This is a genomic window from Streptomyces sp. NPDC029152 (genome assembly GCF_055564355.1).
Genome location: NZ_JBVHWR010000002.1, coordinates 242,151 through 253,662, shown reverse-complemented (window position 1 = coordinate 253,662; position 11,512 = coordinate 242,151). Strand labels below are relative to the sequence as shown.

At 73.2% G+C, this 11,512-nt stretch carries 10 protein-coding genes; 4 read left to right on the top strand and 6 right to left on the bottom strand.

What is annotated here, in order from left to right; translation table 11 throughout:
• Positions 1-186: 186 nt before the first annotated feature.
• The gene (locus tag ACZ4V6_RS05020) at positions 187-840 is read right to left on the bottom strand and encodes a TetR/AcrR family transcriptional regulator (RefSeq protein ID WP_467822589.1); all 654 of its coding nucleotides are present in this window, start codon (positions 838-840) and stop codon (positions 187-189) included.
• Positions 841-1,190: 350 nt separating this feature from the next.
• Between ACZ4V6_RS05020 and ACZ4V6_RS05015 the strand changes: the two genes are divergently transcribed.
• The 3 genes from ACZ4V6_RS05015 (at position 1,191) to ACZ4V6_RS05005 (ending at position 3,145) form a co-directional block, all read left to right on the top strand.
• The gene (locus tag ACZ4V6_RS05015) at positions 1,191-1,589 is read left to right on the top strand and encodes a VOC family protein (RefSeq protein WP_467822587.1); all 399 of its coding nucleotides are present in this window, start codon (positions 1,191-1,193) and stop codon (positions 1,587-1,589) included.
• A gap of 96 nt (positions 1,590-1,685) precedes the next feature.
• The gene (locus tag ACZ4V6_RS05010; RefSeq protein WP_467822586.1) at positions 1,686-2,342 is read left to right on the top strand and encodes a CatB-related O-acetyltransferase; all 657 of its coding nucleotides are present in this window, start codon (positions 1,686-1,688) and stop codon (positions 2,340-2,342) included.
• Between the two features lie 470 nt (positions 2,343-2,812).
• On the top strand, positions 2,813-3,145 hold the full coding sequence (locus ACZ4V6_RS05005) for a plasmid stabilization protein (RefSeq protein ID WP_467822584.1): 333 nt from the start codon (positions 2,813-2,815) through the stop codon (positions 3,143-3,145).
• A 349-nt stretch (positions 3,146-3,494) separates the two neighbouring features.
• On the opposite strand, the gene ACZ4V6_RS05000 is transcribed toward ACZ4V6_RS05005, so the two are convergent.
• From ACZ4V6_RS05000 to ACZ4V6_RS04980, 5 genes are all read right to left on the bottom strand, one after another.
• Positions 3,495-4,724, bottom strand: a complete 1,230-nt coding sequence (locus ACZ4V6_RS05000) for a cytochrome P450 (protein WP_467822582.1) — start codon at positions 4,722-4,724, stop codon at positions 3,495-3,497.
• 69 nt (positions 4,725-4,793) lie between these two features.
• Positions 4,794-5,606: an SDR family NAD(P)-dependent oxidoreductase gene (locus tag ACZ4V6_RS04995; protein WP_467822581.1), complete on the bottom strand. Its 813-nt coding sequence runs from the start codon at positions 5,604-5,606 to the stop codon at positions 4,794-4,796.
• Positions 5,607-5,767: 161 nt separating this feature from the next.
• On the bottom strand, positions 5,768-6,979 hold the full coding sequence (locus ACZ4V6_RS04990; protein ID WP_467822579.1) for a PP2C family protein-serine/threonine phosphatase: 1,212 nt from the start codon (positions 6,977-6,979) through the stop codon (positions 5,768-5,770).
• 212 nt (positions 6,980-7,191) lie between these two features.
• The gene (gene ku / locus ACZ4V6_RS04985; RefSeq protein ID WP_467822578.1) at positions 7,192-8,190 is read right to left on the bottom strand and encodes a non-homologous end joining protein Ku; all 999 of its coding nucleotides are present in this window, start codon (positions 8,188-8,190) and stop codon (positions 7,192-7,194) included.
• 285 nt (positions 8,191-8,475) lie between these two features.
• Complete coding sequence (locus ACZ4V6_RS04980) at positions 8,476-9,855, bottom strand: SpoIIE family protein phosphatase (protein ID WP_467822577.1); 1,380 nt, start codon at positions 9,853-9,855, stop codon at positions 8,476-8,478.
• Positions 9,856-10,424: 569 nt separating this feature from the next.
• Between ACZ4V6_RS04980 and rfbB the strand changes: the two genes are divergently transcribed.
• On the top strand, positions 10,425-11,417 hold the full coding sequence (gene rfbB, locus ACZ4V6_RS04975; RefSeq protein ID WP_467822576.1) for a dTDP-glucose 4,6-dehydratase: 993 nt from the start codon (positions 10,425-10,427) through the stop codon (positions 11,415-11,417).
• Positions 11,418-11,512: the final 95 nt, after the last annotated feature.

The following is an 11,512-nucleotide window of genomic DNA, read 5'->3' as shown; positions in this document are numbered from 1 at the left end:
CTCCACGCCCCGCCCTGCCGAGTCGGCGAGGACCCGTGGCCGCGCACCCGGGCCCACACGACCGGGTGCCCGTCCGCGGGCGGCGCGTCGGCCGCTCGGGGGTGCCGCGTCCGCCGGCACCGACGCTCGTCCGGCATGCCCCCGGCGACGCGGCCGTTTCGGTGGGTCGCTCTCGCGATGCCCGGCTCACGCCGTGGCGTAGTCGGCGAGCGAAGGCTCCAACAGGCCGAAGGCGCTGTCCGCCTCCGCGGTGACGGTGGCGGTGATCCGGGCGTCGTCCTGGCCGGTGAGGGTGAGTTCCTGGATGCGCTGGAACAGGGTGCGGTGCACGGCACCGAGCAGGGCTGCGGCGGTGCGGGGGACGATGTCGCCGCGGGGCGCGCCGGTGGCATCGGCCAGGGCGTCGGCCAGGGCGGCTTCCCGCAGGTCGTGCAGGTCGCGCAGCCGGGCGGAGAGGGTGGGGCTGTCGGCGATCATGCGGGCGAAGTCGGGGCCGGAGAACCCGGCGACCGGGTCGGCGTCCGCGGCCGCGCGGGCGAAGGCGCGGCGCAGGGCCGACAGGGCCGACTCGCCGGACCGGCGGCCGGTCACCGTGGCGGCCAGGGAGGCGGTGAAGGCGTCCTGGTGGTCCAGGGCCAGGTCCTCCTTGCGCGGGAAGTAGTTGGTCACCGTCTTTTTCGCCACCCGCGCGGCGGCGGCGATCTCGGCGATGGTGGTCCGTTCGAAGCCCTGGGCGAGGAACAGACCGGTGGCGACGTCGGAGATGAGCTGCCGGGTCTCCTGCTTCTTGGATTCCCGCAGGCCGGCATGGGGTGCGGACGAGAGGGCGTCAGTACTCATGGAGCAATCTTACTACCGTTGTATTTTTATGTTGACACCCAAGGAAGCATCGGACTAAGTTTACGTCCGTCGTAAATTTTTCTTGAGGCGAAGAACGGACGTGCCCGTGCTCGAACCCCGTCCCGTCACCCTTCGGACCGCACCCGTCGTGACCGGCCCGGCCCCGGCCCTGCGCGACGACCGCGCCCCGGCTCCGCCCCGCGGCGATCAGCGTTCCGTCCGCGCCCTTCCCCCAACCGGCCGACGGGTCCTCCCGAAGGCCCACCCCCTGCCGCGCCGCTCCGGCTGCTGACCCGCACCCGCACCTCCCCCGTCCGGGGACCCGCCGAGAAACCTCTGAGGAGAATCACTTGCAGATCACCGCGTCCACCGTCTCGCTCACCGTCGACGACGTCGCCGCGTCCCGGCGGTTCTTCACCACCCACCTCGGTTACGCCGAGCAGGCCGCCGCCGACGGATTCGCCTCCCTGTCGCGCGGCGACGCCGCGATGGACATCGTCCTGCTCGCCCGCGGCACCGGGGTGCTGCCTGCCGACCAGCGCGACCAGCACGCTTCCGGCCTGATCCTGGCCTTCACCGGCACCGGCATCGAGGACGAGGAGAAGCGGCTGCGCGCCGAGGGCGTCGAGATCACCATGCCGCTGCGCGAGGAGCCCTGGGGCGAACGCCTCTTCCAGGTCACCGACCCCAACGGCGTGATCGTCCAGTTCGTCGAGTGGGTCGCCCCGTCCGGCCCCGAGGACGCCTGACAGCCCACCGTGTCAGGCCGCGTCCGGGCCCTGCCCCCGCGATCGCACGGCCCGGACCACGTGCGACATCCCGAGACCCGGCGAAGGAGCTCGACCTTGTCACCTGATCCGACCACCGTTCACCCGCTGCCCGCCCACGACCGCGTGGTGTTCCTGAAGCCCCTGGTCACCTCACCGAAGATCGCCGTGGGCGAGTACACCTACTACGACGATCCGGACGACGCCACGGGCTTCGAGCACCGCAACGTCCTCTACGCCTACGGACCGGAGCGCCTGATCATCGGCAGGTACTGCGCGATCGCCTCGGGGACCAGGTTCCTGATGGCCGGTGCCGGACATCCGGCGATGGGGGCGTCCACGTACCCGTTCACCATGTTCGGCGGACGGTGGGCCGAACAGACGCTGGACATCGTCACCGCCATGCCCGGCCGCGGCGACACGGTCGTCGGCAACGACGTGTGGTTCGGCTACCAGGCCACCGTCATGCCCGGAGTACGGATCGGCGACGGTGCCGTCATCGCCGCCGGCGCGGTGGTCACCGCGGACGTGCCGCCGTACACGATCGTCGGCGGCAACCCGGCCCGTCCGATCCGCCGACGGTTCGACGAGGCCGACGTCGACCGGCTCCTGCGCGCCGCCTGGTGGGACTGGCCCGCCGACCTGGTCACCGAGCACGCCCGCACGATCATGGCCGGCACCCCGGCCGATGTCGCACGCGTCGCCGCCCGGCACGGCCTGGAGAAAACCCCGTGACACGGGTGCCGGTCGAGGAGCGCGCGCCGGCGGGCGGTGGACCGTACGCGATCACCGCAGGGCCCGACGGCGCCCGGTGGACGGCTCCGGAAACCCGCGCCCCGGCCCGCGTCTCCCCGTGACCGCTGTCCCAGCCCGGGGAACGGCCCGGTCCGGCAACAGTTCGACGTCCTGGTCACACCTCTGCGCGACCTCGCCACCGGCGTCGGGCAAGGCGGACACGGGCCGGACGGCGGCCGGGGCGATCGCCGGCAGCGGCAACGGCAGCAGGTGCGCGCCGAAACCGCCCGCCAAGAGGACAGGGGGCGGTGGCAGGTGCCCCGGCACGCCGCCGAAGCCGGGGCACAGGGAAGCCCGACCGCCGCCCCCGCAGCCGTTTCACCTCCGCGCCGGGGGAAACCCGCATGCGGCCCATGGAGCCGACGGGTGCGCCCGGAACGCTCCGTGCCGACACCGGAAGGAGAGCGATCATGCCCGCAGGGTCCAGCTCGAAGCGGGAACGCCAGTACGAGCACATCAAGGACAGCGCCGAGGAGCGAGGTGCGTCCGAGGGGCGGGCCAAGGAAATGGCCGCCAGGACGGTGAACAAGGAACGCGCCCGGTCCGGGGAGGCGAAGTCGTCGAGCAGCAGCTCGACGAAGGGCAAGTCGCCGTCCCAGCGAGGCGGGGAAAGGTCCGGCGGCTCCAGCGGCGGCGGTGAGGGCCCGACCCGCGACCAGCTGTACGACGAAGCGAAGAAGAAGGGCATCGAGGGCCGGTCCACCATGAACAAGGACCAGCTCGCCAAGGCCCTGGGCCGCTGACCGCCTCCGGCGGCGCCCCGGCGACGCATGCGAACCGTGCGCGTCCTCCCTCGGCCCCTCCGGCCGGCGGTGGCTCCCGCCGGGTGGAGGAGAGGGAGGACGGCCGTCCTCCGCCGGGCCGGCAGGGCGGTGCTCACCGAGGCGGGGCACCCGGCGGGTTCGCGGCCGGCACGCGTGCGGTGCCGTACGGACCGGCGGCCGTCGCGCGGTCGGTCCCGCGGGCCCGCTCGTGAGCGCCTCGGTCGCCGGGGTGGTGCGGAGACGGCACCGGCCCCACGGGGCACGGCCCCGGTCAGCACGGGTCACGGCCCCTGCCGACGCTCCGCGTCGGCAGGGGCCGTGACCCGTGCTACTCGAGGGGCCGGATGATCATTCCGCTGCGCGGCCGGGCGGGAATGCGGTTCAGGGGAATGGTCAGGTCCTGCGGCGGAACGTCGTACCGCAGGTCGGCCAGGTGCCGGGAGAGCGTCTCCAGGACACCCACGGTCATGGCCTCTCCGGGGCAGCGGTGCCCGGTGCGGGGGTCGGCCCCGCCCTGGGGGATCAGTTCGTCCCTGCCGGGCGGGTGGTCGAGGAACCTCTCGGGACGGAAGACGTACGGGTCCTTCCACAGGCGTTCGTCATGGTTCTGGCCGTAGACGTCCAGCAGGACGAGGCCGCCGGCCGGGACGTGGCGGCCCTGCCAGGTCAGGTCGGCGACGGCCCGGCCGCCCAGGAAGGGGGCGAAGGGGTAGAAACGGCGGACCTCATGGGCGAACGCCGTGGCGAACCCCCTCTCGCCCGACCGGAGCCGCTCCTTGTGTTCGGGCCGGCGGTGCAGGGCGTGCGCGGCGAAGGCCACGAACCAGCTCAACGCCGTGGTGGGGCGAATGACGTTCAGCAGTTCCACCGCCGCGATCCGAGGTGCCAGCTCGGCGCCGGAAGCGTCGCGGTGGCGGCAGACGCGGTCCAGCACGGAATCCGCCGGGGCCCGGACCGCCCCGGCCCTCACCGAGGTGACGAGGTCGGCGAACCGCCGTTCTTGGCGGGTGCGGGCCCGCCTGGCCCGCCAGTGCCGGGGACCCGCCGTGGCGAAACCGTCCACCATGGCCACCAGGTCCCGCGCCAGCGGACCCTCCTCGTCCTCCGTGAGCGGGACGCCGGCCCACCGGCAGACCCCGCGCGTGATCACCGGGCCGACGGCGTCGAAGAGCACCACGTCCGGCTGCGCCCGCCAATGCGGCACGGCCTCGTTCCAGGCGGCGGCGATGTGCTCGGCCGAGCCCGTCACCGCGTCGGTCTCCAGCAGGGGCAGGAAGAACGACTTGCGCTGCCGGTGGGCGTCACCGTCGAGGGTGTGGACCGCCCCGTGGCCGAAGAGCGTGCTCAGGACCGGGCCGGGAAGCGCCCCGTGCCGCCGGACGTGCTCCTCGTCGTAGAAGAAGCGGACCGCGTCCGGCCCCCGCACGGCGAGTGCCGGCCGGCCGAGGACACGGAGGTTCAGCGCGGTGTCGCCCTCGGCACGCATCAGGTCGGGCAGCCAGGCGTAGCCCTCGGTCAGCAGGGCCAGGGACTCGGGGACCAGTCGTCGGGGACTCATTTCCCTGAAGTGCCCACGACGGCGGCCGCGACACCGGCCCGATCCGGCGGCCTCATGACCGGCACGGCGTCACTCCCGCCGCTCGGAGTCCTCCCCGGCCCCGGTCCCCGGCTCCGCCATCCGCCGGTGGGCCGCCGCCTTGACCCCGTCGGGCAGCACCTTCCCCGCCCACCCCTGCGCCTTGGCCTTCAGCGACCCGGTCACGACCTTCTTCTCGCCCCTCACGATCGCCTCGAACGCCTGCTCGGCCACCTGTGCGGGGTCGTCCTTCTTCATGGTGCCCATCCGGGTGTCCTCCGCCATGCCCGCCCGGTCGAAGAAGTCCGTGTCCGTCGGCCCCGGCATGAACGAGGTGACCGTCACGCCGGTGTCCTTCACCTCTTCGGCCAGCGCCTGGGCGAACGACTGCACGAACGATTTGGAGGCGTTGTAGACGGGCTGGAACGAACCGGGCATCGTCGCGGCGACGGAGGAGGTGAAGGCGATCCGGCCCGCACCGCGCGTCACCATGGCCCGCAGCAGCGGCTTGGCCAGCCGTACGGTCGCGGTGACGTTGAGGTCGATGACCTCCTGGTCGTCGGCGAGGTCGGTGTCGACGAAGGCTCCTCCCCGGCCCACCCCCGCGTTGAGGGCGGCCACGTCGATCGTCAGCCCGTCGAGCGCGTCCAGCAGCCGGTACCGGCCTTCGGCGGTCCGGAGGTCGGCGCGCACCGCGCGGACCTCCACGCCCGTCTCCCGCAGGTCCCGCGCGGCGGACTCCAGTCGTTCGTCCTCGGCGTTCACCACCAGGTCGTAACCGTGCAACGCGAACTGCCGGGCCAACTCGTGGCCGATTCCGCTGGACGCGCCGGTGATCAAGGCGAGTGGCCGTGTGTCGTTCATGACGTGCGGGTAACCGCCACGCCCGGTGCCAAGCCCCGGGAAAACGCACGCGGCCGTCGCTCTCGGGTCACCGTTGCGGTCGGCGCGGTCGACGGCGCTCCCCCAGAGCCGGCGGGGTGGCTCGGCCCGCCGCTCGTCGTGGACCGTGACGGCACCCGGGGTCAGGGGGTGAGGTCGTCCTGGTGCCCGCCGCGCCACTCGGCCAGCAGGACGGTGGCGTCGTCGTCCATCCGCCCGGCGTGGTGGTCCAGTACGGCGCGCATGAGACGGCGCAGGGACTCGTGGAGGGTGAAGCGGTCCGAGTGGTGGCGCAGGACGAAGTCGACGAAGCGGTCCTTGCCGAATTCGTTGCCGTCCGCGTCGCGGGCTTCGATGACGCCGTCGGTGTAGAGCACGAGCCGGTCTCCGGGCTGCAGCTGTTCGCGGCACACGGTGACCGGGAGCTCGAAGTCGGTGCCCATGGGGCCCGCGGGCGGGCAGGTCAGAGTGGTGCTGACGCGCTGGTCACGGATCAGGATGGGCAGGTGGTGGCCGCGGTTGATCCAGGTCAGCTCACCACTGGTGACGTCCAGGTCGGCGAGGACGCCCGTGACGTAGCGCCTGGTGCCGAACTGTGCCAACAGCGCCTGTTCCACCGCCCGGCTCGCCTCGGGCAACGACGCGCCTTGGCGGCGGGCGCTGCGGCAGGCGGCCACGGCGACGTTCGCGGTGATGCCCGCGGCGGTGTCGTGTCCCATCGCGTCGAAGACCGCCAGGTGCAGGGTCGTGCCGGCCAGTGCGAAGTCGAAGGCGTCGCCGCCCAGGTCGTAGGCGGGCTCCAGCACCGCGCCGACGGTGACGTTGTGGCCGGCGTAGGCCGGGGGCGGCATGAGGTTCGTCTGCATCTCCGCCGCCACGTTCATCGGCGCGCTGCGCACCAGCCGTGCGTAGGAGTCGCTGAAGGACCGCTTGCTCAGCAGCAGCAGCGCGAGCACCGAGGCCACATCGCTCAGTACCTGCTGCGGCCGCTCGTCCTCGGCGACGTCCGTGCGCAGCACCCCCAGGCGCTCCACACCGTCCGTGATCGGTGTCCACCACCGCCGCCGCCCCCGCCTGCCGCCGACTTCCGCGACGCTCTCCACCTGCTGCCAGGCCCGGCCCGGCAGCGTGCCGTCCACCCGCAGTTCCTCACCGCCCTCCCCCGCGTCGAGCCCGCGGCCGGTGACCTGCCGCATCACCCGGTCCTGGAGATCGACCAGGAACACCGCGCTGTCGTACAGCCCCAGGGGCCGGACGTGTTCGGCCACCAGGCGCGGCAGCGCCTCCAGGTGGGTCGTGTGGGAGACCTGGATCAGGTCCATCAGCGCCTGGGACGCGCGCCCTCGATCGATCACGTGAACCAGTCTCCCCGCACCCTGCGCACCAGTCACCCCGGCCTCGTCACACCAGCTCCTCAGGGCACCTCCCGGCGAACGGTCCCGGGGAACACCGGTGCGGCGGCCGCCGGTGAGAACGGTCGTGGCCGGCCGCCGTCACGCCCCGGCGGATTCCCGCTCAGGAGCGGCCCACCACCGTTCTCCCGTCGCCGGCCGTGTCCGGCGGGGGCTCAGGCGGTGCGTCCGCGGGAGGCCGTCTTCTTCGCCGGGGCCTTCTTCGCGGCGGTCTTCTTCGCCGGCGTCTTCGTCGTCCTCCTCACGTCCTGCCCGGCCTTCGCGGCCGGCTTCCCCGTCGGGGTCTTTCCCCCCGAGGTCTTTCCCTCCGGTGTCTTCTTCGCCGGTGTCCTCTTCGCCGCGGTCGCCGGCTCTCCCTCGCCGGTCTCCCCGGGGGCGGCGCGGGACTCGCGGGCCTGCCTCAGGCTCATCTCCAGGGCCGTCGTCAGGTCCAGGATCCGGCCGCCGTGCTCCGGCTCGGGCGCCTCGGGCAGGGCCTCGCCGGAGATCTTGGCGGCGACGACCTCCTCCACCGCCTCGCGGTACTCGTCGCGCAGGTCCTCCAGACCGGCCCCGCCGAGGGCGTCCACCAGGGCGTCCGCGAGGTTCAGTTCCCGGTCGGGGACGGCGACGTCCGTACCGGGGGCGAGTCCCTCGGGAGCGCGGACCTCGTCCGGCCAGAGCAGGCCGTGCAGGACGATCGTGTCGCCGATCACCCGGAGCATGCCCAGACGCTCACGGCCCCGCAGCGCGAACTTCGCGACGGCCACCTTGTCGCTGCGCCTCAGCGCCTCCCGCAGGAGCGCGTACGGCCTGGCGGCCGGTGCCCTGCCCGCCGCCAGGTAGTACGCGGCACCCATCTGGAGCGGGTCGATGCTGTCCTCGGGAACGAAGGTGACGATCCCGATCGTCCTGGCGGTGGGGATCGGCAGGTGGGACAGGTCCTCGTCGGTGATCGGGATGATCGTGCCGTCCGCCTCCTCGTACCCCCTGCTGATCTCCTGGGCGGTGACCTCGCGGTCCTCGAGCTCGCAGAACTTGCGATGGCGGATCCGGCCGCCGTCCTCCGTGTGGATCTCGCGGAAGGGGATCGCGTGGCTCTCGGTGGCGTTCACGAGCTTGACCGGGACCCTGACCAGGCCGAACGAGATCACGCCGTTCCAGATGGACCTCACGTGCAGCACCTTTCCGGTCGCCTGCCGGCCGATGCTGCCATTTTGTCCTACTTCGCATCTTTCCTCCTGCCGGGGTTCCGGCCGCCGCCCCCGGGAGCCCGGCCGGGTCCGGCGCGGCCACGCCGTACCGCGCGGGACCGGCGGCGTGGGCGCGGCGCCCGCCGACGAGCGGCACGGCGGTCGCGGGCCGTGGGTGCCGGGACGGCGGGACGAACTGCCCTCCCGGGCCCCGGTGCGCAGGCGAAGAGGCGGTCCGGCGAGGGGACGGCGAGCGCGGCGGCCGGGTCAGGAGCAGGCGTAGCCCGTCAGCGGCGGGGTGCGCAGGGCGATGACGGCCTTGTCGTCGTGGCCTTCGTCCGGGCGGTGGGCGACCAGCGCCCGGCACAGTTCGTCCGGCGGCAGGCCGGCCAACCGGGAGGCGGTGACGGCCAGGGCGTCCAGGCCCCGGTCCAGTGGCCGGCCGGGAACCTCCACGAGTCCGTCGGTGAAGAGGATGACGGTGCTGTCCACCGGGACCGCCTGGCAGTGGTCCGGGCGCGGCAGGTCGGGGGCCACCCCGAGGGGGACCCCGGGCTCGGTGTCCAGGTAGCGGACCCGTCCGTCCGGCAGCAGCAGGAGCGGGGGCGGGTGTCCGGCGCTGGACCAGCACAGCCGCCAGGCACGGTCGACGGGCTCCAGCCGGGCGAGCAGGGCCGTGGCGATGGGCGCCTCGTCCAGGGCGGCGCCCATGATGCGGTCGAGCCGTGCGAGGGAGGCGCTGGGCGGGGCGCTCCTGTCGAAGTACAGGGCCCGCAGCATGTTGCGGATCTGGGACATGTCGGCCGCGGCCCGCAGGTCGTGCCCGACGACGTCGCCGATCACCGCTGCGCATGCCCCGTCGGGCAGCAGCATGGCGTCGTACCAGTCGCCGCCCACGGCGGCCGGGACGCTCGCCGGGCGGTAGGCCGCGCCGGCGGCGAAGGGCCGCAGGTCGGGCAGGCGGGGCAGCAACAGCCGCTGGAACTGTTCGCTGCTGTTGCGGACCTGCTGGTACAGACGGGCGTTCTCGATCGCCACCCCGGCCGTACCGGCGAGCGCGCGGATCACGCCTTCGTCGTGCCGGTCGAAGGGCTGCCCGTCCTTGCGTTCGGAGAGGTAGAGGTTGCCGTACACCCGTCCTCGTACGCTGATGGCGACGCCGAGCAGGGTGCGCATGGGCGGGTGTCCGGGCGGGAAGCCCGCCGACTCCGGGTGATGCGAGATGTCCTTGACCCGCAACGGCTCGGGGTGGTGGATCAGATGTCCCAGCAGGCCCCGCCCCCTCGGCAGCTCCACCCCTTCCAGGTCGCCCAGCTCCTTGGCGGTGAGCCCCAGGGGGATGAACTCCTCCAGGAGCCTGCCCTCCTGGTCGAGCACTCCCATGGCACCGTAGCGGGCGCCCACCAGATCCATCGCCGTGCGCACGATGCGGCGCAGCACCATGGGCAGCTCCAGCTCGCCGGTGATGTTCACCACCGCCTGGAGCAGTTCCTGCAAGGTGCTCTGCGCGCGGGCCAGGGCGTGCAGCTGCTCGCCGATCCGGTTCAGGTCGGAGCTGAGGGGCAGGTCGAGCAGCGAGGTGTAGGGCTCGGCCGGGCTTTCGTCGACCGGGTCGTCGCCCGCCGGCCTCTGCCAGTCCGCCGCCATCGCGCCCGCCTCACGTCCGCCGTCCGCTCAGGATGCCCCGCGTGCCCGTCCCCTGCCCGCCGCGTCCGCTCGCCGGGCGCACGCAAGCCGGAGCCGCTGCTCGAATCGGCTCCCGCCACCCTCACCCTACAGCCGGACGTGTACCGCCCACGGGCAGCCGGCCGGCGTGACACCGCGCCTCCCTGGCCTCCCTGGCGGGAAAGAGCGTTCTGCCCCGGCGGGCTGTTCGGGGGCAGCGGCGGTTCGCCGGCCGCACGAAGTGCTGCGACAAGTCCGAGGTGTGCGTGCGGGTGCCGGGTCGGGAAGACCCGCGCGTACCGCCCGGCCACCGCATCGGGGCCTCGACAGGCGCCGTGGTGGGTGCGGACCCGGCCACGCCGGTCCCGGACGGCAGCCGCGACACCCCCGGCGCGGACACGTCCACCGTCCTGGACAATTCGTCCGTGCGCGGAACCCGCCGCGGGGAAGGGCCGACCACCGGTACGCGGTGGGGAGGCGACGCCGCGCCGCGGGCACCCGCCGTGCACCGGCTCCCTTCCCGGCGACCACAGCGAGGTACGGATCTCGTCATGCCCCTCACACGCATTCTCGTCACCGGCGGCGCGGGTTTCATCGGTTCGCACTACGTCCGCACGCTGCTCGGCGCCGACGGGCCCGGTGACGTGAGCATCACCGTGCTCGACAAACTCACCTACGCGGGCAGCCCCGCCGGCCTCGACCCGGTCCGCGGCCACGCCGGTTTCCGGTTCGTGCGGGGCGACATCCGCGACCGGGACCTGGTCACCGCGCTGGTGGCCGAACACGACCAGGTCGTGCACTTCGCCGCGGAGTCCCACGTCGACCGCTCCCTGCTGGACCCGGCCGGGTTCGTCACCACCAACGTGCTGGGCACCCAGACCCTGCTGGAGGCGGCGCTGCGCCGGCCCGGGGGCGGCGCGCGGTTCCTGCACGTGTCCACCGACGAGGTGTACGGCTCCCTGGCCGAAGGCTCCTGGCCGGAGAGCGCCCCCGTGCGGCCCACCTCCCCCTACGCCGCGTCGAAGGCCTCCTCCGACCTGATCGCCCTGTCCTACCACCGCACCTTCGGCCTGGACGTGCGCGTCACCCGCTGCTCCAACAACTACGGCCCCCACCAGTTCCCGGAGAAAGTCATCCCGCTGTTCATCACCAACCTGCTCGACGGCCGCAAGGTACCGCTGTACGGGCAGGGTCTGAACGTGCGGGACTGGCTGCACGTCGACGACCACGTACAGGCCCTCGAACTCGTGCGCGCCTCGGGCCGGCCCGGCGAGGTGTACAACATCGGCGGTGGCACCGAACTGACCAACGAAGAACTCACCGCACTGCTGCTGGACCTGGCCGGAGCCGGCTGGGACAGCGTGGAACACGTACGTGACCGGCCCGGACACGACCTGCGCTACTGCGTCGACTCCACCAAGATCACCACCGAGCTGGGTTACCGCCCGCGCAAGGACTTCGCCCGGGGCCTCGCGGAGACGTTCTCCTGGTACCGCGACCACCGCCCCTGGTGGGAGCCCCTGAAAGCACGTGCCGCCCTGTGAACGACGACCGCGGTCACCCCGAACGCTGCCACCACGGGCCTGGCGGCCACGGCGTTGCCCGGCCGACCGCCGACGGCGTGTGCGGGCAGGTGCCC